At 62.7% G+C, this 22,974-nt stretch carries 17 protein-coding genes; 4 read left to right on the top strand and 13 right to left on the bottom strand.

Annotation, left to right across the window (positions count from 1 at the left end; genetic code table 11):
• Positions 1 to 33: 33 nt before the first annotated feature.
• The 3 genes from HMPREF9237_RS02725 (at position 34) to HMPREF9237_RS02715 (ending at position 1,785) form a co-directional block, all read left to right on the top strand.
• Entirely contained in the window at positions 34 to 534 is a 501-nt protein-coding gene (locus HMPREF9237_RS02725) for a phage holin family protein (RefSeq protein WP_016442197.1), read from the top strand.
• Complete coding sequence (locus HMPREF9237_RS02720; protein ID WP_016442196.1) at positions 531 to 1,244, top strand: DUF3618 domain-containing protein; 714 nt, start codon at positions 531 to 533, stop codon at positions 1,242 to 1,244. Before HMPREF9237_RS02725 ends, HMPREF9237_RS02720 begins: the two co-directional genes overlap by 4 nt.
• A gap of 265 nt (positions 1,245 to 1,509) precedes the next feature.
• Complete coding sequence (locus tag HMPREF9237_RS02715) at positions 1,510 to 1,785, top strand: DUF3073 domain-containing protein (protein WP_016442195.1); 276 nt, start codon at positions 1,510 to 1,512, stop codon at positions 1,783 to 1,785.
• A gap of 507 nt (positions 1,786 to 2,292) precedes the next feature.
• On the opposite strand, the gene HMPREF9237_RS02710 is transcribed toward HMPREF9237_RS02715, so the two are convergent.
• The 4 genes from HMPREF9237_RS02710 to HMPREF9237_RS02695 all read right to left on the bottom strand — a co-directional run bounded on the left by HMPREF9237_RS02710 (position 2,293) and on the right by HMPREF9237_RS02695 (position 6,800).
• Positions 2,293 to 2,709 carry a sterol carrier family protein gene (locus HMPREF9237_RS02710; protein WP_016442194.1) on the bottom strand — a complete coding sequence of 139 codons (417 nt, stop codon included), beginning with the start codon at positions 2,707 to 2,709 and terminating at the stop codon, positions 2,293 to 2,295.
• Between the two features lie 135 nt (positions 2,710 to 2,844).
• Positions 2,845 to 4,194 carry an NADP-specific glutamate dehydrogenase gene (gene gdhA, locus HMPREF9237_RS02705; protein WP_016442193.1) on the bottom strand — a complete coding sequence of 450 codons (1,350 nt, stop codon included), beginning with the start codon at positions 4,192 to 4,194 and terminating at the stop codon, positions 2,845 to 2,847.
• A gap of 78 nt (positions 4,195 to 4,272) precedes the next feature.
• A complete protein-coding gene (locus tag HMPREF9237_RS02700; RefSeq protein ID WP_016442192.1) occupies positions 4,273 to 5,223 on the bottom strand; it encodes a phosphoribosylaminoimidazolesuccinocarboxamide synthase in 951 nt (316 codons plus the stop codon).
• 293 nt (positions 5,224 to 5,516) lie between these two features.
• The gene (locus HMPREF9237_RS02695; protein ID WP_016442191.1) at positions 5,517 to 6,800 is read right to left on the bottom strand and encodes an adenylosuccinate synthase; all 1,284 of its coding nucleotides are present in this window, start codon (positions 6,798 to 6,800) and stop codon (positions 5,517 to 5,519) included.
• A 222-nt stretch (positions 6,801 to 7,022) separates the two neighbouring features.
• On the opposite strand from HMPREF9237_RS02695, the gene HMPREF9237_RS02690 reads away from it, so the two are divergent.
• Complete coding sequence (locus HMPREF9237_RS02690) at positions 7,023 to 9,386, top strand: glycogen/starch/alpha-glucan phosphorylase (RefSeq protein WP_016442190.1); 2,364 nt, start codon at positions 7,023 to 7,025, stop codon at positions 9,384 to 9,386.
• A gap of 562 nt (positions 9,387 to 9,948) precedes the next feature.
• On the opposite strand, the gene HMPREF9237_RS08830 is transcribed toward HMPREF9237_RS02690, so the two are convergent.
• The 9 genes from HMPREF9237_RS08830 to HMPREF9237_RS09795 all read right to left on the bottom strand — a co-directional run bounded on the left by HMPREF9237_RS08830 (position 9,949) and on the right by HMPREF9237_RS09795 (position 22,885).
• Positions 9,949 to 10,719 carry a hypothetical protein gene (locus tag HMPREF9237_RS08830; RefSeq protein ID WP_016442189.1) on the bottom strand — a complete coding sequence of 257 codons (771 nt, stop codon included), beginning with the start codon at positions 10,717 to 10,719 and terminating at the stop codon, positions 9,949 to 9,951.
• A gap of 214 nt (positions 10,720 to 10,933) precedes the next feature.
• Entirely contained in the window at positions 10,934 to 11,764 is an 831-nt protein-coding gene (locus tag HMPREF9237_RS02675; protein WP_081637306.1) for a carbohydrate ABC transporter permease, read from the bottom strand.
• A 158-nt stretch (positions 11,765 to 11,922) separates the two neighbouring features.
• Entirely contained in the window at positions 11,923 to 12,765 is an 843-nt protein-coding gene (locus HMPREF9237_RS02670) for a carbohydrate ABC transporter permease (protein WP_016442187.1), read from the bottom strand.
• Between the two features lie 132 nt (positions 12,766 to 12,897).
• Positions 12,898 to 14,247: an ABC transporter substrate-binding protein gene (locus HMPREF9237_RS02665; RefSeq protein WP_016442186.1), complete on the bottom strand. Its 1,350-nt coding sequence runs from the start codon at positions 14,245 to 14,247 to the stop codon at positions 12,898 to 12,900.
• 124 nt (positions 14,248 to 14,371) lie between these two features.
• Positions 14,372 to 14,506: a hypothetical protein gene (locus HMPREF9237_RS09800; RefSeq protein ID WP_269208110.1), complete on the bottom strand. Its 135-nt coding sequence runs from the start codon at positions 14,504 to 14,506 to the stop codon at positions 14,372 to 14,374.
• Positions 14,506 to 16,299, bottom strand: coding sequence for a glycoside hydrolase family 13 protein (locus tag HMPREF9237_RS02660; RefSeq protein WP_016442184.1), 1,794 nt, complete (start codon positions 16,297 to 16,299; stop codon positions 14,506 to 14,508). Before HMPREF9237_RS02660 ends, HMPREF9237_RS09800 begins: the two co-directional genes overlap by 1 nt.
• An 83-nt stretch (positions 16,300 to 16,382) precedes the next feature.
• Positions 16,383 to 17,615 (bottom strand): hypothetical protein, encoded by a 1,233-nt coding sequence (locus HMPREF9237_RS02655; RefSeq protein WP_155875792.1) that lies wholly within the window; start codon positions 17,613 to 17,615, stop codon positions 16,383 to 16,385.
• Positions 17,616 to 17,636: 21 nt separating this feature from the next.
• Positions 17,637 to 18,119, bottom strand: a complete 483-nt coding sequence (locus HMPREF9237_RS02650) for a tetratricopeptide repeat protein (RefSeq protein ID WP_016442182.1) — start codon at positions 18,117 to 18,119, stop codon at positions 17,637 to 17,639.
• A 269-nt stretch (positions 18,120 to 18,388) separates the two neighbouring features.
• Complete coding sequence (locus tag HMPREF9237_RS09795) at positions 18,389 to 22,885, bottom strand: SdrD B-like domain-containing protein (protein ID WP_016442181.1); 4,497 nt, start codon at positions 22,883 to 22,885, stop codon at positions 18,389 to 18,391.
• Positions 22,886 to 22,974 lie beyond the last annotated feature (89 nt).

Here is a 22,974-nt window from a genome sequence, read left to right as displayed (position 1 = left end):
CGCCACGTTATTGGCCGACGCAAAGGGGATGTGATGGCGCAAAAAGATGTTGAGAACGCACGGGCAAGCACCACCGGGCCACTTCCGGGCTCCGGCTACGTGGCGTCCTCCTCCGAAGAAGCGCGAGCAGCCGCGGCACGCGAACCGAACCGCCGCACCGTGGGCGAATTGTTCTCCTCCGCCACGGCTCAGTTCTCCACCCTGGTTCGTGACGAGATTCAGTACACCCAGGCCAGTCTCAAGCACAAGGTCCTCAATCTCGGGATGGGCGGGGTACTCCTCGCGGTGGCCGGCGTGCTGGCGCTGTTTATGTTCGGTTTCCTGCTGCACGCGGCCGCGGCTTTCTTCACGATGGTCTTCGGTGGGCGCTGGTGGGCCGGCTACCTGACGGTTGCCGGGATGCTGCTCCTTATCATTGCGGTGCTCGCGCTGCTGGGGCTGCGCAAACTCAAGAAATCCGGAAAGTATCCAACTAATCTTGTTGGCGGCCTGAGCAAGGACGTCGACGCCGTGAAGAAAGGCCTATCGAAGTGAGCGCTTCCGATAACCGTAAACCTGAGGACATCCAGCGCGATATCGAACGCACCCGCGCGGAGCTAACCGCCACCGTCAATGAGCTGGTGGATCGCCTCGATCCGCGCACGAATATCAAAAACGCTACGGATGCCGCTAAAGACAAGGTGGCTTCCACCACGGCCACCCTGAAAGATAAGGCTGCTGCTTTGACAGAAGCCGCGAAGGATAAGGCTTCGGCTTTTGCGGATAGCGCGAAGAGCACCGCGGCCGAGGCCTCCGCCAAAGCCTCCGATTTCGCGTACACCGCGAAGGAGAAAGTGAACTGCCTGGCTGATTCCGCGAAGGAGCGTTTCGCCGACGTGGGTGCCAGCGCCGCGGGTGCCGATGACTGTGGCCCGTGCGGTTGCGGTTGTGCCGATACCGACGTGACACTCGCAGAATGCGAGGGTGGCGGGACGTGCGGTGGGGCGTGTGAATGCGGTGGCGCGCACCATTACGACGACGCCGCCGCCGGCCACGGGTGCTCCGGGCATTGCTCCGCCGGGCATTCCCCCGCCGGGCATTGCTCCGCAGGAATTCCCTCGCCCGCGCAGGTAGCCCAGGATGTTATTGCCGATGCTCGGCGCGGGGAACAAACCGGGCTGGCCGTGGTGGCTGGTCTTGGGATTGCCGCCTTGGGTGCAGTTACACTACTGGGTAGTGCCCTCTTCGGGCACCGGCGCAAGTAGCTGCGCGGCGCCTTCACCTGCGGGTTGCTCGCCGGGAGGTACGTTGCCCCGAGGTGGGGCGAATCATTTCCGGGGCCTGTCTGACCTAAACTGCGGGCGTGGCGCGTGACACCTGTCGCGGGCTCGCAAGATCTTTACAGGCCATCTACCTGGGAAAGGTGAGGAGCGCCGTACTCTTTCCGCGTATGTCACATAGCCATCTATGGGCTACAGCGGCTAATATAGGTCACGAAATAGTAAACCGGGCTAGAAGAGCCCAGATGAGATGAAGGGGGTCGAGCTCATGGGGCGCGGCCGTCAGAAGGCTAAGCAGCGTAAGGTAGCCCGGAATCTCAAGTACTTTACACCGGATACTGATTACGCCGCTCTCGAACGTGAGCTGGGTATTAATCGTGATGCGCGTCAGGAATCCCACTACGATTCCTCGGATGATCCGTACGCTCGTTACGCAGACTACGCAGATTACGACGAGTCAGATGACAATGACGATGACTGGGCGGACGACTACGATCCGAACAATATTCCACCAGCCACCAAATAGGTACTCATTCCGTTAACGAACGTGCCGGCGGCCACAAGGCTGCCGGCACAATTGTTTCCAAGCCAAGCCCGAAAACAAAGTGCGCGGGAGAGCACCGTTTCAGAGCGATTTAATGCCCGTGGCGTACACTCCGCGGCCCTAACAGTCCAAAATGCACCTTTTACAGCCTTGACGCTTGAGAATGACCCATCCTGCCTACCTTGGGCCGGCGGGAGGCGGGTGTGTTTTTCCGAGATGTACTTCGCATGTACGACATCTGCACTACAGCTCGGAAAACACCTACCCCCCCCCCCGCCGGGACGCGTGTGACTGTTGAGGCTCCAGAGACTTGTGTGACTTATGGGATTCCCGCGATCAGCTCCCACGCCGGCCCGAAAAACGTAGTGCAAATTGGCGCACGGTTTTGGAGGTTTTTCTGTCACCAGGTTGCACTACGAGGCCGGCACAGTCCAGGATTTACACCTGACGGCTCTCGCGGTCCGGGAAATTGCCTTACGCGCCCTCAGCTCAGCGCTCCATACCCTCGGTGCGGCGCTCCACACCCTCAGCTAAGCGAGCCGAGCCGGCCACATGCACCAGCGGGAGAAACTCGGAGAGGTTCGCGCGGGTTCCGGAGGCGTCCACCCGCCCGGAAGCCACGGCTTCATCCCAGTTCAGAGTACCCACGCACAATCCCAAGAACGTGCCCGCATCACATTCGACCACATTCGGCGGGGTACCACGCCGGTGGCGCACCCCGGCAACCGCCTGCACCGCCCCAACATAAGGAACTCGAATTTCCACCGCGTGCCCGGGATGCCGCGCCGCGAGCTCCTCGAGAAGGAACCGCACAGCCGTGCGCGATTCACTCGCGCTGAGCTCCTCACCCGCGTGAAAACGGGAGAGGAGGGGCAGCGCATCCGCGCTATCGATTTTTCGTGTCACGGATCCACTCTACGACGGCTTGGATAACAACGGCATCTAAGGTACGACGGCGCCACCGCGAGCGCGCCGGGCACGCCGAGCGCGCCGGGCACGCCGAGCGCGCCGGGCACGCCGAGCGCTCCGGGCACACCGCTCTTAGATCACGCCCTGGGCAATCATCGCCTCCGCGACCATCTCGAAGCCCGCGGCATTGGCGCCCACCACATAATCACCTTCGTGGCCGTAGCGGGCGGCGGCATCCAGGGCGGTGTCGTGGATATCGCGCATAATGTCGTGCAGTTTGGCATCCACTTTCTCGAAGTCCCAGCTTTGGCGTGCGGAATTCTGCTGCATTTCCAGGGCGGAGGTGGCCACCCCTCCGGCGTTCGCGGCCTTGCCGGGCGCGAAGAGCACACCGTTCTCCTGGAGCAGGTGGGTGGCCTCGAGGGTGGTCGGCATATTCGCGCCTTCCACCACCGCGCGCACTCCCCCGTCGAGAAGCTGGCGCGCATCGGCCTCATTGAGCTCGTTCTGGGTGGCACACGGGAAAGCAATATCCGCGCGAATCCCAAGGTCTGCCAGGTTCCACACCTTCGCCCCGGCCTGGTACCGGGCCCCGGGGCGCTGCGCCGCGTAATCAGAGACCCGCCCGCGCAGATCTTCCTTAATATGGCGAAGGAGCTCGACGTCGATGCCGGCGTCGTCGTACACCATCCCGGAAGAATCCGAGGCGGTGACCACGCGCGCGCCCAGCTGCTGCGCCTTCGCAATCGCGTACAGCGCAACGTTCCCGGAACCGGATACCACCGCGGTGCGCCCGTCCAAGCTTTCCCCGTGCGCGGCGAGCATGGCGTCGGCGAAGTAGACCGCGCCGTAACCGGTGGCTTCGGTGCGCGCGAGCGAGCCGCCGAAGCCGAGTCCTTTGCCGGTAAGCACGCCGGCGTCGAAGCTATCGCGGATGCGGCGGTACTGGCCGAAAAGATAGCCGATTTCGCGCCCGCCCACGCCGATGTCACCGGCGGGAACATCAATATCCGGGCCGATGTGGCGCTGCAGCTCGGTCATGAAGGACTGGCAGAAGCGCATCACTTCGTTATCGCTTTTACCCTTGGGGTCGAAGTTCGCCCCGCCCTTGGCGCCACCGATGTGCTGGCGGGTCAGCGCGTTCTTGAAGATCTGCTCGAAGCCGAGGAATTTGAGCATGCCCAGGTAGACGGTGGGGTGGAAGCGTAAGCCACCCTTATAGGGCCCGAGCGCGGAGTTGAATTGCACCCGATAGCCTTTATTGACGCGAATTTTCCCGGCGTCATCCACCCACGGCACCCGGAAGGCAATGATGCGCTCGGGTTCGACGAGCCGTTCCAGGATGGCTTGGTCGGCGTACTCGGGGTGAGCATCGAGGACCGGCGCAATGGAGTCGAAAACTTCGCGCACGGCCTGATGGAATTCGGGTTCGCCCGGGTTGGCGGCGACGACCTGATCGTAAACTTTATTCGCGTAATGCATATCAAAATGGTAAAACGTCCGGGTGCTTTCGCGGTAAGATTTCGCACCGCGAACACGACTCCGCGGTGCACGTCACACTTACCGCCCGGGCCAGCGCTCCCCGGTGAGCATTTCACAAACACGCAGGTAACGGTCGCGAATATCGGCCACCACAGCGGCGGGAAGGGCTGGCGGTTGGGTGCCTTGCTCCGCATTCCACCCGGATTGCGGGGACATGAGCCAGACCTGGGCAGCGTCCTTATCGAAAGAACGCAGCGCTTCCGGGGTGGGCAGCACCTCCCCGGATTTCACCGCACGGTAGTCGGTGGAAAGCCAGTAGTGGGCGGTATCCGGCGTGAAGGCTTCGTCGGCCAGGATGAGCCGGCTGGAACCGGCATCCATATCCGTACCGAACTCCAGCTTGGCATCCGCGAGCACCAGCCCGCGGGCCAGCGCGATGGCGTGGGCGTGCCGGTAAAGATTGAGAGCCAGCACGCGCACTCGCTCCGCGGTGCTCTCCCCCACTCGAAGTATGAATTCCTCCCACGGAATGGGGATATCCGGGCAGCCAGGCCGGCGCTTTTCCGCAATCCCGACCCAGGGTAGTTCCAGTTTGGCGCCCACCTCGATAGCGCCGTTGTACGGCATGGCATCGAGCGTGCCGAGGGTTCCGAGCGAGCGCACCGCGCCCGCGGTCAGATAGCCGCGCACCATTACTTCGTACGGGAGCATGCGCAGGGCCCGCACCAGGATCCCGCGCGCGGCAATATCCCGCGGGACGCCGCCAGGTAGGTAGTGGCTTTCTGCGATATCCCCGGTACGGTCGAACCACCAGCGGGCGATCCGGGTGATTATTTCGCCCTTATCCGGAATGAATGTGGGAACAACGTGGTCGAAAGCCGCGATGCGATCCGAGGCCACAATAAGATAGGTATCCATCCCGGCCATCGCACCCCCGGGCACGGGCCGGTATAAATCGTGCACCTTCCCGGAATAGGTGCGTTGCCATCCCCGAATGGGGACAAGGCTACCTGTGGTGTGTGTAGACATTCCCGCCCCTCAATCTCTTCACGCGGGAGGCTCCTTCGCGTTCCCGCTCCGGTGTTGCGCGAGGGATCACCGCGGGCTCCGCATCACGCATCGCAGCCCAACGGTGATTCTCCCCACACAACGTTCTTTCCTTATAGTAAAGGAATCTTCACCGCCTGTCCTGGGAGCTAAGTCACCTATGCCGCATTTACGTAGGTCAAGCGGGGTAAAGCACGACGGCGCAGCTGCCCGTGGGGCAGCTGGCGGCGCGCCCGCGAGCTACCGCTCCGCGTCACGCGGCCGCGCCGCCAAGCTCAGCCCAGCAGGTCGTGGAGCACAATCGTCTGTTCGCGATCCGGACCCACCCCGATGAGCGAGAAACGGCAACCGGCCATCTCCTCCAGCCAGCGCACGTAGCTTTGCGCATTGGCGGGCAGGTCCGCGAATTCACGCACCGTGGAGATGTCCTCCGTCCAGCCCGGGTGATATTCGTAAATGGGCTTGGCATTGGCGAAATCCCAGGTATCGATGGGGAATTCATGAACGCGCTGGCCGTCAATCTCATAGCCCACGCACACCGGGATCTCTTCCACGCCGGTGAGCACATCCAGCTTGGTGAGGACCAGGTCCGTTAGGCCGTTGACCCGCACCGCGTAGCGTGTCACCGGGGCGTCATACCAGCCACAACGCCGCGGGCGCCCGGTTGTCACCCCGTATTCACCGCCCGCTTCGCGCAGCCAATCGCCGGTATCTCCGTGCAACTCGGTGGGGAAAGGTCCTTCGCCCACGCGGGTGGCATAGGCCTTGACGATACCCACCACCCGGTCGATTCGGGTAGGGCCCACCCCGCTGCCGGTGACAGCCCCGCCGGCCGTGGCATTCGAGGAAGTCACATAGGGATAGTTGCCGTGGTCGATGTCCAGGAGGGTGGATTGCCCGCCTTCAAAAACGACCGTCTTGCCGTCATCAAGGGCCTCGTTGAGTTCACGCGAGGCGCTAATCATCATGGGTGCGAGGCGTTCCCCATAGGCGAGGAGCTCGGTGAGTACGTCGTCGACATTAATCTCCTCGCGCCCCAGGGCCCGCAACACCAAGTTTTTCTGCGCCACCGCGGTCTCCACCTGCCCGCGCAAGCGCCGCGGGTGCACGAGGTCTACGATTCGGATCCCCACGCGATTGGCTTTATCCGCGTAGGTGGGGCCGATGCCGCGGCCGGTGGTGCCAATTTTGCCGTCGCCGAGGACCTCCTCGTTGAGGCGGTCGAACATTTTCGTATACGAGGTGATGACGTGGGCATTTCCGGCGATGCGGAGGTTTTTTGTTGAAACGCCGCGCGATTCCAGCTCCGCCATTTCCGCGAAAAGCGCTTCGGGATCAACGACGACGCCGTTTCCAATCACCGAGATGCAATCTGAATTAAGAATGCCGGACGGGAGGAGGTGGAGAGCGAATTTCTGGCCATCCACGCTGACCGTGTGGCCGGCATTATTACCCCCGTTAAATTTCACAACATAATCGGCACGCTGGCCGAGCTGGTCAGTTGCCTTGCCTTTTCCTTCGTCGCCCCACTGGACGCCGAGAATAATGACCGCGGGCATAGTATCTAATCTCCTCGTTATATCAAACAGGTGTAAAGAGCTCCGCCGCCCGTGCCGCTCTGCGGCTACCGTGCCGCCACCGTTGGACAGCCCAGGCTAACGTCCCGCTTTACTACACAATAATAACCGCCACAGCCCGCCGCGGGCATCTTTGCACATTTTCAGAAAGTTTCTCAGCTAAGGTAGAGGAGGCACGTGCCCTAATATTTTTCGAGGAGAAAAATGTCTGAACTGACTCAACCACTCGGGGCTTTTACCCGTTCGGTATCCGGTGTTTCGACCTCCGGATCCTCCCTGCGCGATTACTGGGAGGGGCTGTCCGAGCTCACCATGAGCCGGCTGGCCGATAACTGGGAAGCTACCACTAAGAAATACCGGGAGGGTCAGCGCGCCAGCTACTTCTCCGCGGAATTCCTCATGGGGCGCGCACTTCTCAATAATCTCGTCAATCTTGGCCTGGTGGAAGATGCCCGCAAGGCCCTGGAAGATTACGGTCTCAACCTCACCGATGTGCTCGATGAAGAACCCGATGCCGCGCTCGGTAACGGTGGGCTGGGGCGCTTGGCCGCCTGTTTCATGGATTCGTGCGCTACCCTCAATTTCCCCGTGGTCGGCTACGGGATCCTTTACCGCTACGGCCTTTTCAAGCAGAGCTTCGTGGATGGTTTCCAGAAGGAAGAGCCGGATCCGTGGATGGAAAACGGTTCGCCTTTTGTGGTGCGCCGGGAGGCGGAAGCCAAGCACGTGAAGTTCGCGGATATGGATGTGCGCGCGGTTCCTTATGATATGCCGATCACCGGCTACGGCACCGCGAATGTCAATACGCTGCGCCTGTGGAAGGCGGAGCCCCTGGAAGAATTCGATTACGACGCTTTCAATTCCCAGCGTTTCACCGATGCGATTGTGGAACGCGAGCGCGTGAATGACCTGTGCCGGGTGCTCTACCCGAATGACACCACCTACGAAGGCAAGGTGCTGCGGGTTCGCCAACAGTACTTCTTCTGCTCGGCTTCCCTCCAGTGCCTGATCGCGGAACATAAGGAAGCGCACGGAGATATTCGTTCCTTCGGGGAGTACAACTCGATCCAGCTGAACGATACTCACCCGGTGCTCGCTATTCCGGAGCTCATGCGCCTGCTCATGGATGAGGAAGGCTTGGGTTGGGAGGATGCCTGGAAGATTGTTTCGCAGACTTTCGCCTACACCAACCACACGGTGCTGGCCGAGGCGCTGGAGACCTGGGAAACCTCGATTTTCACCAAGCTTTTCCCGCGTATTTATGACATCGTGGCGGAAATGGATCGCCGTTTCCGCGCGGAGCTGGCGGAGGCCGGTTTCCACCCGGGCAAGATTGAGTACATGGCGCCGCTGTCCGGCGGGCTGGTTCATATGGCCTGGATCGCGTGCTATGCCTCGTTCTCCATTAACGGGGTGGCCGCGATCCACAGTGAGATCCTCAAGCGCGATACCCTCCACGACTGGTACGACATCTGGCCCGAGCGTTTCAACAACAAGACGAATGGCGTGACGCCGCGCCGCTGGCTGCATAATTGCAATCCGCGCCTGGCCGCGCTGCTCACCGAGGTGCTCGGGGATGATTCCTGGGTCACGGATCTGGATAAGCTAGCCACCATCGAGGAACGCGGGAATGCGGATATTTACCGCCGTCTCATGGAGATCAAGGCGGAAAATAAGCGTGATTTCGCGCGTTGGATTAAGCGGCGTGACGGCATTGATATTCCCACCGATGCTATTTATGACACGATTATTAAGCGCTTGCACGAGTACAAGCGCCAGCTCATGAATGCGCTGTACATTCTCGATCTGTACTTCCGGATTAAGGACAATCCCAGCCTGGAGGTCCCGCCGCGGGTCTTCATTTTCGGGGCGAAGGCCGCGCCGGGATACAAGCGCGCCAAGGCGATTATCAAGTTCATCAACGAAGTGGCGAAGCTGGTGAATAACGACGCCGATACTCGCGGGAAGATCACCGTGCTCTTCGTGGAGAACTACAACGTGTCGCCGGCCGAGCATATTATTCCGGCCACCGATATTTCCGAGCAGATCTCCCTGGCCGGAAAGGAAGCTTCGGGTACCGGCAATATGAAGTTCATGATGAACGGCGCGCTGACGCTGGGCACCATGGACGGGGCCACGGTGGAAATCGTGGACGCCGTGGGCGAAGAAAATGCCTATATTTTCGGGGCTCGTGAAGAGGAGCTGCCGGAATTGCGGGCGCACTACAATCCGCGCGAACAGTACGAGACCGTGCCCGGGCTCAAGCGGGTGCTCGACGCCCTGGTGGACGGCACCGTGAGCGACGGCGGGACCGGCGAATTCCACGACCTTCTCGGGTCTTTGCTGGATGGTTCTTCGTGGGAGACCCCGGATGTGTACTACGTGCTCGGCGATTTCGCTGATTACCGGGCCACCCGCGACCGCATGGCCGCGGATTACGCCAACCAGGAAGAGTGGGGCCGCAAAGCGTGGATCAATATCTGCCGCTCGGGCCGCTTCTCCTCCGACCGCACCATCGCGGACTACGGCCGCGATATTTGGGGCGTGAAGGCAGCACCGATTAAGTAGCGCGTGCAGCGCGTGTAGCTGCGCGGCTGCGTAAGCTGCGCGGCTACGTAAACTGCGCGCAACGCAACCCATGCGGGCGGCTATGCAGCTGCGCGAACCGCGGGCAGCGACGCAAAGAGCACGCAAACTAAGCGGGCGGCGGGTGTGTGATTCTGGCACATCCCGCCGCCCGCGTTTATTTTTGTTTCGTGGCCCAGCCTGCACGCTATCAATGTTCATACGCAGGCGTCTTCTCATATTTAAGAACGACGACGCCGCGATATTCTCACGGGCCTTACAAACGTCAATAGTCACAGCAAACTCAGAATTCACACCAGGCCCCGCGGGGGCGGTGTGTGTTGTCCGAGCTGTAGTGCAGATGTCGTACACGCGAAGTACACCGCGGAAAAAGCACCCGCCTCCGGCCGGGCGGTGAATTGGCGGGCACCAAGCGTGCATCTCAGACAGCGCATCCCGCGTAGTGTGCGTAAAAGACACAAAATCGCCCCGAACCGGTGCTCTCCCGCACACTTTGTTTCCGGGCCGGGGATGCCGGGCCGCTGGCAGCTGCCGGCGCTGCGGGCTAGCCTTCAGCCTCGGCGAGGAGGGCGTCGAGGACCGGGCGTTGCAGCCAGGCCGTGAGGTAAAGCGGGACGCTCAGCCCGGCCAGCGCCAATGCCCAGAAGATGGCCAAGCGCGATACCGGCGCATAAAGCCAGGCCAGCGGGAGCGCCACCACGGCCGCTACGCACGCGGCCGTGCGTAGCGGCCGGGTGATGGCGAGGAGCACCGAGTTACCTAGGTGCTCCAGGAAGGCGTTGGAGAAGAATGCCTGGAGCGTCACCAGCCAGACCAGCACCGCCAGCACAAGCAGGAGGGCCACAATAATAAGGCCGGAGAGGATGCCGGCCAGCCGCGGATCCGCGGCGATTGCGGGGTTAGTAGCGAGCACCCCGGCAGAGTCGGCGACCGATTGCCCGGCTAGAGCAGAATCGGCGGCGTGAGCGGCCGCGTCGGTGCTGAGCCCTGCCGCGGGGGCGTTTTTGCCGGGGCCGGCCAGGCCGGAGACCCAGCGGTTTTCCCACCAAGCCAGACCGAGAAGGCCGAGAGTGGGCAGCCACCAGGCCAGCGACGGCAGCAAAGCCGCGCGGAAGTGCTGCCACCAGAGGCGCCACGGCCGGGGTGCCTCGCCGCGGAGCAACTGGGCACTCACTCGCGCGGAGGCCACCAGGCTGGCGCCGCCGCTCACCACAGGGAGCAGCCCGAGCAGCGTCATAATATTGAGCTCCACCAGGATGACGGCGTCGGAAAGTCCGCGCTGGAAAGGTGAGTCAGGATCGAATATCCGGCGCATACATCTCCTTCGGTTGGTGGACATCCTCGTGATGGACATCTTCGCCCGGTACGCCCACGCCCGGTACGCCCGTGCCCGCGGGCGGAAACGTTACGAGCCTGTGCGGCGAGCGAAGCCCCACGAACCGGCCCACGCCCGCAAAGCCCCACGTGGCCGACTTACGGCGCCGCGCTCCCGATATCGGGTGCGCGGCGCCGCGGCGTCGTCGTACTTCTTAACCCTTGACGGAACCTGCCGCAACGCCTTCCACAATATAGCGCTGCGCAAAGAGGTAGAAAATAATAATCGGAATAATGGCGAGCACGAGCACCGCCATCTGGGCCCCCAGATCCTTATTTCCGTTCGAGCCCACCAGGAATTGGATGACCACCGGGACGGTCCGGTAAGCCTCCTCGCGCCCGATCACGAGGTTCGGAAGCAGGAAGTCGTTCCAGATCCACATGGTGTTGAGGATCGCGACCGTGACCGCCGTGGGTTTGAGCATTGGCATGACCACCTGGAAGTAGGTCTTGAAGGGCCCGGCGCCGTCGATAGATGCCGCCTCTTCAATTTCCCCGGGAATCGAGCGCACGAAGCCCGCGAAAATAAAGACCGACAGCCCCGCCCCGAAGCCGAGGTAGAGCACCACCAGGCCCCACGGGGAGGATAGCCCCAGCTTGTCCGCGATTTTCACGGTCGGGAACATGACCATCTGGAAAGGCGCCACCATGGAGAACACCAGCAGGTAGTACAGCAGCGATGTCCACCAGCTCCGCACCCGGGCCAGGTAGTAGGCCGTCATCGCGCAGAAGAACACAATCACCAGCACCGAGGCCACCGTCACGAAGAATGACCAGCCCAGGGCCCGCATAAAGCCGGATAGGTTCAGCGCGGTCTGGTAATTATCCATCCCCGCGAAAGTTTCACCGGCCGGCAAACTGAAGGGGTCGTCCGAAATGAAGAAGCGGCCCTTGAAAGAATTCACGAGGATGAAGAGCAGCGGCACCACGTAAATGAGGGAAAGAATCCCGAGGAAGCCCACAGCCGCCCAACGCCCGGGCGTCATGCGCACCCGGTGGCGCGGGGCCTTGAGCTTCGGCTTTGCCACGGGATCAGTGCCGCGTGCTCTCGCGCGAGCAGAGTCGCGTACCTCCGTGCGCGTTTCCGCGGGAACGACGGCGCCCTGGGACTCAGCGGCGACCGCGCGTTTTCCAGTTTCGGTACTCACAGGTCCACCTCCTTCGTGCGGGTGGCGCGCAGCTGAATAAGCGCAATCGAGGACACGATGAGGAAGAAGATCACGGCCTTGGCCTGCGATACTCCCTGCTGCCCGACCTGCTCATACATGCTCTTGACGATATTGAGCGCCGCCATTTCGGTTTCCCGCATGGGGGCGCCGTTCGTGAGCGCCAAGTTTTGATCGTAAATCTTGAAGGTATTCGCCAGGGTCAAGAAGAGGCAGATCGTAATCGAAGGCATCATCATGGGGATGGTGACCGAGCGGAGGGTCCGCCACCGCCCGGCGCCGTCGATCTGCGCGGCTTCGTTGAGTTCGGCGGGCACATTCTGGAATCCGGCGATATAGATAATCATCATGTAGCCGATCATCTGCCAGTTGACCAGCAAGATGAGGCCGATGAAACCATATTTCGAATCATTAACCAGCGTGGTGCCGTAATTGGAGAGGATCGCGTTGAGGAGGGACTGCCAGGTGTAGCCCAGCACGATCCCGCCGATGAGATTCGGCATGAAGAAAATCGTGCGGTAAAAATTCGTGGCGGGTAGCTTCTGCGTGAGCAGATACGCCAGGAAAAACGCGATGATATTAACGCTGATAATGGACACAATTGCCACCGAGGCAGTGAAGATCAACGCCCCGACGTAATTTTGTTGCTCCGTGAAGGCATTGACGTAATTTTGCACGCCCACCCAGGTAGCATCATCCAGCGTGGTGAAATTCGTAAACGAAAGATAAATACCAATAAAGAACGGGGCGAGGAAAGCTATCCCGAACGCCACGTACGTGGGCCCCACGAAGGCGAGCCCGTGTTTTTTCAATGTTCTCATGAGAAACCCCCTGTGACACGCGGGGCCCACCGCGATGGTGAGCCCCGCGCCTCACCTCAGGCAAGGCGGGTGTGGTAGCAGTGGACACGGGCGCTGGCTGCGTAGCGCACGGCCTGCGCCCGCGCCGCCCCGCTACTTCACCCCGGCGGCTGCCTTCTCAGTATTCCACTGGGTGACGAAGTAGTCCTTCACCTGATCCCAGCTTTCCTTACCGACGGCATACTGGCTCAGGTGCTGCCCCAGCCCGTTCTTGAACTCCATAGAGGGAGCCACCTGGAAGTCCCAGGCAACGTTGTACCTATCGGTATCCTTCATGTACTTGAGGACTTCCTTACCGAGGGGATCGGTGGGCGACAAGCTCGCGTATTCCTTGAAGGGGGCAATGAAGCCGAGGTCCTCCGCGCAGAGCTTAGCGCCGGTGGGATCGTTGAGCATCCAGTTGAGGAAGTCCATCGAGGCCTTCTTATCGGCATCCGAGGCCTTGTTATTGATGGTCAGGTAAGCTTCGGTACCTACCGAAATACCGGCCTTTTCTTCGCCCTTGACACCCATGTAAATGGGGAGGAAGTGGATATCTTCCGGCTTCACGGTATTTCCGGATACGCCATCAATCTGAGACCAGGCCCAGTTACCGTTCTGCACGAAAGCCACCTGGCCCAGCGCAAATTCCGCCATGGAATCGGTGACCGCCTTCGCGGTGGTTTGCGAGGGTTCTACCGTGGAATCGGTGAGGTACAGATCGAAGATCTTCTTCATATTATCCAGGTAGGTGCCTTCAATCTGGCCGGTATCCGATACGCCCTTATCGCGCAATTCGTAATGCAGCGCCCAGTTCATGAGGTGGGTCTGCCAGCGCCAATCTTCATTGGGCGAGAGCGAGGTGGCCGCGAAAGCGCCCTTAATGCCAAGTTCATCCTTCTTGGCCTGCATATCATCCGCGACTTCCTTGAGCTTGTCAAAGTTCTTGATCTCATCCACGGACTTAGCCTTGGCGCCCGGTAGCGCGAAGTACTTCTGCAAAATAGCATCGTTGTAAATGATGCCGAAGCCTTCCACAGCGTGGGGGACGCCGTAAATCTTGCCGTCATCGCCCTTGAGGGCCATGTCCTTATCCGTCATGGCCTCAATGAAGGGCGCATCGGAAATATCACTGGCGTACTGCTTCCACTTGGCCAGACCGACGGGGCCATCCACCCGGAAAATGGTGGGGCCATCCGCACGCCCGAGCTCATTGGCGAGGGTGGGCTCATACGAGCCGCCGGTCGCGGATACGATCTTGATATCCACCCCGGTTTGCTCGTGGTATTTCTTCGCTAATTCTTGGAAGGCCTGGTCAGATTCAGGCTTGTAATTGAGGTAGTAAACCTTGCCGGCCCCACCGTCACTACCGCCACTATCGGAATTGGATACACAGCCACCCAATCCCGCGATGGCCACCAACCCAGCTGCGGCGAGAGCAGCAATTTTCTTCACTGAATGCATCGTTACGTCTCCTATGATCGTCAATGCGAGCAAGAAAGCCGTAGCCGCGACAGCACCGTAGCGCCCGGCTCCCTTACCTGTGTGGTGATACTAGTTTACACCACAGTGTGACTTATCTTGCTTTCTACAGTTCTAATTTAATGTCACCTTCGCGTGTGCGTCCGGTGGTCGTGGCGACGCCGCCCGTTCCGGTGAGCGCACCCGTGTCGGTGGGCACGTCCCTTTTCGGCGACGACGCCGCCACGCGCGCCATCAGCATCACTCCTCGGTATCCGTGCGGAAAGGCACCAGGTAGACCGTGGTATCGGGTGGGAGCACCCCTTCTTCCTCCAAGGGTGCGGAGCTGAGGAGCACCGCCCAGCCTTCGGGCAGGGGGAGGGGCTCGGCGAAGGCCGTCATAATCAAGAGGTCCCCGCGGGAGGTGGCGGCGTCGTCGCCCTTCCCAGAATCACCCTTCCCAGAATCGCCCGCATAATTAATGAGCGCAACGCCGTTGCCGGCATACTCGGGGGCGCGGCGCAATCCGCCCAGGCCCAGGTCGTAGCGGGCACGCAGGTGCAGCAGCTCCGTGTAGTAGGCGAGCGCGGATTCCGGATCGGCCTCCTGGGTATCCACCGCGAAACGGCCCCAATCGGCAGGTTGGGGCAGCCAGCTTTCCCCGTCGGGAGAGAATCCGAAGGCCGGGGCATCCGCGCGCCAAGGAATGGGCACCCGGCAGCCGTCGCGACCCAACTCCGCGCCACCCGTGCGCGCGAAGGTGGGATCTTCGCGAGATTCGGGCGGCAGCTGGGTGGCTTCGGGAAGTTCGAGCTCTTCGCCCTGGTAGAGATAGTAGGAGCCGGGCAGCGCGGCGGTGAGCGTGTGCCAGGCCCGGGCCCGGCGCGCTCCCAGCGCCGCATCTGGCTGCGGGTCATCGGGGCCGATGCCGCTCGGGCCGTTCCCGCACCAGCCGGTGGTCACGCCCTCCAGGCCCAGGCGCGAGGTGGCGCGCAGGGTGTCGTGATTGGAGAGCACCCAGGTGGTGGGGGCACCCACGGCATCGGTGGCACGCAGCGAGGATTCAATCAGCGCATTAATGCGGTCCGCGCGCCAGGGCGCGGAAAGGTATTCGAAGTTAAAAGCCTGTTGCATTTCATCGCTGCGCACGTAGCGGGCCAGGTCTTCCTCGGTATCCACCCAGGCTTCGGCCACCATCATGCGGTCGCGCCCGTATTCGTCCAGGATCGAGCGCCATTCGCGGTAAATATCGTGAACGGCGGGCTGGTTGGCCATGGGCGCGGGCGGCACGCTTACATCCGGGTTATAGCGCACCTCCTCCACCTTGTAGGGCCAGTCCGGGAGGGCCGGGTCTTTGGCCAGGCCGTGGGCCACATCCACCCGCAGCCCGTCCACACCGCGATCCATCCAGAAACGAATGGTGTGGGCAAATTCATCATGAATAGCCGGGCTTTCCCAGTTGACATCCGGCTGCGAACGGTCAAACAAATGCAGGTACCAGGTTTCTTCGCGTTCCTGCGGGGTGCCTTTCACCCAGGGAATATCCTTGACCTGAGACCAGGCCGGGCCACCGAAGGAAGAAAGCCAATCGGTGGGCGGCTCGTTCCCATCTTCCCCGCGCCCGGGGCGGAACCAGAAATTATCGCGCTGCGGTGCGCCTGCACCTGCCAGCACCGCTTCCCGGAACAGCTTGTGATCCCAGGAGGTGTGGTTCGGGACGATGTCCACAATGACTTTCATGCCGTGCGCGTGGGCTACCTCAATGAGCCGCTCGGCATCGGCGAGGGTGCCGAAGCGCGGGTCGACGTCGCGATAATCGGCCACGTCGTACCCGGCATCGAATTGCGGGGAAACGTAGAAGGGCGAAAGCCACACCGCATCCACCCCGAGCTTCTCCAAATAATCGAATTTTTCGGTGATGCCGGGCAGGGTGCCGAGCGGCCCGCCGCTCGACGCATAGGAACGCGGATAAATCTGGTAAATAACGGCATCGCGCCACCACTGGTCACGCTGCTGGGGCGGGTGGATAACAGTGCCGGGGTGTTGTGCTGTCACGATCAACCTCTTCGTTGCCGGGAACCGGTGCCGGTTAGCACCGCACTTCCAAGCTTACGTGATAGGTACGACGCCGCAGGCAGCTAGGCGAGCGCTCCCCCGGCAGCGCTGAGTTTGCGGCGGAATTCCTCCAGGTCCCGCGCCGGGCCGGCCGGTAATTCCCCGCCGCCTGCCGCGGCCTGTGCCGCAGCGGCTTCCAGCGCCACAATGGCAGCCTGCCAGGCTGTGCGCGCCGCGGTCATATCCCGAGCTTCAGCGTGCAAATCGCCGAGCAGCCCGCGGCAGTGTGCGGCGGACAGCTCCTCGCCCAACCCCGCGTAGATCGCGGCGGCTGTGCGCATAGCGGGCACGCCCTGCGCGGGCGCGCCGTTTTTGGCATGGGCCACCGCAACGTGATGCCAGGACATGGCGGCCACTTCCCAGGCGGCCCGCTCGGCTTCGGTGGCGGTGGCGTTGGGCTCGGGCACACCCGCAGCATCGGCACGCTCGGCAGCCGATGCGGTGCCGGCTGATTCCACGCCAGCCGGCTCCCCGCCGGCGAGCACCGTGGCGCGTGCCGCGACTTCCGCAAACTGCGCCGCCGCGGCCGGATAGTCCCCGCTTCCGAGCACCGCGCGAGCCCGCCCGAAAGCACAATCAATCGCATTAAATTCCTGGCCGGGGAGCCCCGCGAAAGCCGCCTCTGCCACCCGGTAATCGCGCGCGGCGGCCGCGAATTGCCCGGCGTCCAAGCGCGCCGCGGCGAGGGTAGCCCGAATAGCCACCCGTCCCAGGTCCACCTCCGGCAGTGCCCCCGCGGGTAGCAGCGCCGCTTCCAAAGCCGCGATAGCAGCGGCTAGATCGCCGGCTTCCGCGTAGGAGATCCCGGCGTTATACAGCGCATTGGCCTGCTGGGCCTCATGCCCGCCCAAGGCTGCGTACACGCCGGCCGCCTCCCGCATAGCCTGAGCGGCTGCGGCGTCGTTCGCGCCGTCGTGCAAAAAATATCCGTACGTTTCCCAGGCGCGCGCGGCCCGCAAGGACGCCGGCGCCACCCGATACGCCTCCACGGCGCGGCGCGCGAGATCGAGCGGATTCTCCCCCAGCTGCCCGGTGGCAAGCGCCGCGAAATACAGGGCATCCGGGTCACTCACCTGCGCAAAAAGCTCAGGCGCGGAACTGCCGGGAAGTCCGCCGCCAGCGCCCCGAGCACCCGCGGCGCGCCGCTCGCTTTCCCGCGCCTCCACGAAACGGGCGCGGGCTTCATCTTCATTGTGGCGCTCAAGTGCGGCGAGCCCGGCGCGCAGCAGCTCGGTAACGGTGGCGTGCATAGACATCGTTGAGATCGATGAGCCGGCCTAGATAGACCGCAGTTTTTGGAGGACTTCGATCTGGAGCTCCTGGGTATTCGGCGCGGTGCGGTAGGCCGAATACGCCTGGTTGTAGGAGATGCGGGCAGCGTCAAAATCGCCGGCTTCCTCGTTGATCTCCCCGATATGCCAGAAGCAATTGCCCATGCTGACCGCGGCGTCGCCGTTTTCCGGGAACTGTTGGAAGAGCGCGATCGCGCGGCCGAGCCGGTCCGCGGCCTCATCCATCTCCCCGATGGCCTTGAGTGAAATCCCGAGCTGGCCGTTGGCGACAGCGCGCTCAAGATAGAGCTCCGGATCCCGCTCGAAAGTATCCGCTGCCTTCCGGTAGAGCTCCGCGGCTTGCTTGAGATTGCCGGCACTGAAAGCCTGCTGGGCATCGTTGAAATAGGCAAGGCCCGCACGCTTGCCCTCGTGCGGATCGCGGGCGGCAGGCTCCGGATACGCGGGAGTGACTGGTGATTGCGTCATGTGCGGGCTTCTTTCTTACTTGTTCATTTACGTGGGAGCGGCCACCGGCGCGAGGCCGTGGCCTGGACCACTGACTATTCTATTACTTGTGAGCGGAAACACAAACCTGGGGAAGGTATGCCTGACACGGGCGCGCGAAGCGTGATGGCGGGGCCCTGCGCCACACGCCGCGCCTAGGCCCAGCGCACACGCGAAAGGCGGGAGACCGGGCGCTTTCACGCTCGGGCTCCCGCCCTATCGCTACACGGTTGCGGATTTACCGCGGTGGATTATTCTCCACGACGACGCAGTACCAGCACCCCACCGGCCAGCAGCGCGAGGACCGCTCCCGCGGCACCCAGCACGCCAGCGCCGGTGCGCGGCAGGCGCGGGCCGGAGCCAGCATTCGCGGGCGAGGCCGGAGTCTCGCTCGACGTGTCACTCGGGCTCAGCGCCGGGGTCGCACTCGGGGTCGACGACGCCGCCGGCCCGTCCGTGCTTGCGCTGGGCTGCGGCGCGGGCACCGTGGCACTCGCCGTGGGAACCGCGGTGCTCGGCACCGGCGTGCTCGGTTCCGGCGTCGTCGGTTCCGGAGAGCTCGGCTCGGGTGCCGGCACAGTTGCCGTCGCGGTCGGTTCCGGAGCGCTCGGCTCGGGTTGCGGCGCGGGTGCCGTCGGTGTCGCGCTAGGCGAAGGTTCCGGCTGCACGCGATCCGAGGTTGGCTGCGGTGCGGGCGCCGTGGTCGTGGGTTGCGGGGCCGGCGTGGTCGGTTCCGGAGTTGTCGGCTCGGGTGCCGGCGGGACCGGCGGCTCCGGCGGGACCGGGGGCTGCGGCGGCACGGGCGGGACCGGCGCCACGTAGTGGAAGCCGAAATCGGCATCCAGCACATTGGCGGTGCTCAGGGTGATGTTCCCGGAGCTGGCCTTCGCCTTATCGCCCGAGCCTTCCCGGACATGGGTAGTTTCCCAGGTTCCCTCACGCTTCGGGAGGGTAGCGCGGTCGACCACAACCGAGTACGTGCCAGGTTCCAGGCCGCGCACAAGGTACTTACCGCTGGCGTCCGTCGTCGTCGTAATAAATGGTTTCGTATCGCCGGGGCGGAATACCTTCACGGTGACACCCGCCAGGCCCGGCTCACCCGGATCGTCCGCGCCATTGTTATTGACGTCCTCCCAGATGCGATCACCCAGGTCCACGCCCACGGTCAGGCAAGCATTCGCCTGTTTACCCGCGAACTTCTGGCCCTTCGAATCGAGGCGTTCCTTGGCCGGGGTGAGCGCCTCGTTGCAGACCTGCTGGGCGCGCGCGGTTTCATCAACCACCGCGTACAGGTGCAGCACCTCTTCGCTGCCCGGGGCGATCCCGCGTTCGTGAGTGAAGCGCAGGTAGGCATCATCGGTGGCATTCGGGTCCACACCCTCCACCGGATCGCCGGTGTGAGGATCGACCACCTCGGTCACCGTGTCATTGATGCGCCAGGTTCCGGTGGCGGCATCGTACCCGCCATTCGTGCTCCAGTAGCCCACGTACGTGACCCCCGTGGGGAGCATATCGGTGATTTCCACGCCGGTGGCAAAGCCTGGTCCGGCGTTCTTGGCACGCACCACATACTCCACCACGGAGCCGGTGGCCCAACGATCAGTTTCGTTGTTTTTCTCCAAGTCAGCGAGCGCCACGCCCTCGGCCAGGCCGGCGTGCGCGGGATCAGCGGCGGTCTTCTCGCTGAGCACGCTGAGATCAGCGGATTTCGCGTGAATATTTTCCTTGGTGAGGTCAAGGTCGAAGGGCATGGTCAGCCCGACCTTCGCCGGCTCGGTCGTGATGATCGGCGCGCCAGTTTCAGCATTCTTACCGGTGACCGCGTAGCTATTCCAGGCGATACCGCGCGCGGCCGCAGGAGCCGTCACATTGGCGTTGATCGTCCAGGTATCCGCGCGAGTGAGTTTGGCATCATCCGGGAATTCCACCCGGAATGCCCGCACCTGGGAGAAGTCCCCGCCCAGCTGTTCGGCGGTCTTCCACGTGCCCGATTCGCAATTCTCCGGGCCGGATTTAGGCTCACCGCCCAGGGTGATGACCTCACCGCGGCACGGATTCACGGAGGTGGAGTAGAGCACCGAGCTGGGCTGCGGGGTGCCCTCCCCGAAGGTCAGCGGTCCGTTCAGGCGCGGGCGCCAGGTGGATTCGCGTTTATTCTCGGGGGTATTGGCCCCGCTCACACCGTGATCACCCGGGTAGGGCAGCACATCGTACACCACCACACCAGAAGCCCCGGCATTACCGTTATTAAGGAGGTCCAGCTTGAATTCAGCATTGGAGGCCGGCGAAACCGTCCCGTAATTCGGGTTGGCCTGGAACTCGGTATCGACGTCGCCCTTCACGTAATTCTTGCCCGCGAGCGCCGGCAAGCCCGCCACGTTGAACTTCGTGGAGGTGGTGCAGCCGCTCGCTTCGGGGCGGTTGAGGCCGTCGAGGTTATCGGTGAGTTTGCGGCTATCGGTGCGCGCCCACCAGTTGCGGATGCACTGGTTCGGGGCGACGGCGGTGCCGAGGTTGGGGCGCTTGGCATCCGCGAGGATCATGTCGTTGGTGTTTTCGCCGGGCTCGGTGGCCGCGGTGATTTTCGCGCCGAAGTAAAGCACCATTTCCGAGGAGTTGGAGCGGCTTTGATCCCCGGTGCTGGGCGGGGCAAAATAATCGCCCGTACCGTCGTCCGGCCAGGTGAAACGCACCAGCTGGCGTTGCTTGCCGTCCACCTTTTTCATCTCGGTTTCCACCCGCATTTTGTCGAGCGGGAGGGAGGCCGGCCAGTTCGCGGAAGTGGTGATCTGCTGCTTGGGATCGTATTCCATGCCCGGGGCAAGCAGATCCATAATCACCGGGTAGAGCTTGGCGCCCTTGCCGGTGTAGAAGCCCAGGCCGAAGGTGTAGGTCTGGCCGGTTTGGAAGAGCTCACCGGGTTTGGTGTCGAGGTTGCCCACCATCTGGCCGCCCAGGTGCGAGGTTTTCGACACCCCGTAGGTGGGGTAGCCGTCCACAATCGCGACCTGCGCCGCAGCTTCCCGCGTGGTGATTTTCGCGGGCAGTTCCGGGGTGGGGTTGCCAGCAAAGTCAAGGGATTGCGCGGTGACGACGGCGCGATTTTCCAGCGTGGGGACCTCGTAGTTCGGGGCGTAGCTGTAGGTGGCGCCATCGGGTGCGGTGGTGCCGTTATGCACATCGGCCGGGAAGTCATCGACCACGGTGCCGCGGATTTCCAGCGTGATATCGCCACGTTCACTGTTCATCACGTCCGCATCCAGGGCGATGGAGGTGATCTCCTCTCCCGCCGGAACGGTGAGCGGGAAATCGCGGGTGGTGGTGGGGTCGACGTCGACGCTGAGCTCCTTCCCACCCGTGGTGGTGTAGGTGACCTTGGCGGGAACCTTCTTGAGGAGCGGGCGCACCAGGGCGGCCGTGATATTACGCAGGGCCGGGGTGGCGCAGGCGCCGGGATTCTCCGGGGAAATGTAGCGGCAGGGCAGGTTATCAGCCACGTGCATGCGCAGCGGAACATTCCCGGTATTCGACCACGAGATATTCCACACGGCTTCCCCGCCGCGCTGGGTTACGGCCTTATTGGCTGTTTTGCGGAAATTACCTTCGGCACGCAGGTTTTGCAGCTGGCGGGTCACGGAATCGGTGGCGGTGACGGGCGCGAGCTTGGGATCGAGCGGGGTGCCGGTGGCTTCCACATTGTTGGTGGCGCTGACGCCCTCGGTGAAAGCACCGGTGGGGAAAACAACTGTCACGCGGTAATCGGCGACGGCGCGCACGATGGGCGAGCCGGGAACTACCCAGGTGACGGTGCGGGTGGCCGGATCGTAGGTGCCGCCATCGGTGGCACGCACAAATTCCGCACCCTCAGGCAGGGTGTCAACCAGACGCATTTCGGTCAGGCCCATGAGGCCGGGAACACCGGTGCCCGGGTCCTTAAATTTATTTTCGTTGGTATTGAAGGCACCTTCGTAACCAGCGGTGATGGTATAGGTGTACTGACCGCCGATAGCCGGATGGGATTCGGGTGCGAATTTACGCACCGCGATGCTGGGCTTGGCATGCACCGGCGTGGTGAGTACTACCGGATCGGCCACCTGGCCGTTGGTTTCCCCGGCCGCCTTCGGGCGGATTGCTTCACCTTCGGGCCAGCGCAGGTTCTCCGGGCGTACCTGCACGCGCATGCCACCGGTGGTTCCCACCGGTACGGTGCCCAGATTCCAGGTGTAGGTATCACCCTCGCGCACCGGGAGCGCGGCCTGGTCATGGGAAGAATTGGTAGCGCTCACGTGGAGGAGTGGGAGTTTATCGGTATCGGAAACGTAATCAACCAGGCCGGGGATGGTGACACTGAGAGCGGTGTTCTCGCACTGGCCTTGCACGCCGGCGCAGGACCATTGCACGTCATAGCTGGCCAGAGCTCGGGCTTGGACCCCGGCGGCTTTTTGCTCTGCCGGTTCGGCCACCGCGATTTCCAAGCGCGCAGAAGAGGCCGCATCCACGGCCCGATCTGCGGTCTCGCCGGCCGCGTTGACGTTTTCACCATTCGCGTTGGTTCCGGATTCGTTCGTTCCGCTCGCAGAATTGGCATCATCTGCCACCACACGCACGTTCGCGGCCATGGCCGGCGCGGTCAGCGGAATCGCTCCACCCACCGCGACGACGGCAGCAATAAGTGCCGCCACCGCACCCGTGATCAACCGGTGCACCGCGACTCGCGAACGCGCCGCTCCCGTTCTCAACTTTTGCATTATTTGATCCCTTATTAGTTACCCGTTCGTACCGGATTCCACGCCCCGGTGGCGCGGTGAGACGCCCCAAACACGTGGCCCAGTTGCGG

Source organism: Actinotignum schaalii FB123-CNA-2 (assembly GCF_000411135.1).
Lineage (GTDB): Bacteria > Actinomycetota > Actinomycetes > Actinomycetales > Actinomycetaceae > Actinotignum > Actinotignum schaalii_A.
Note: the sequence above shows the minus strand (reverse complement) of the source record. Positions and strands in the feature narration are given on the sequence as shown.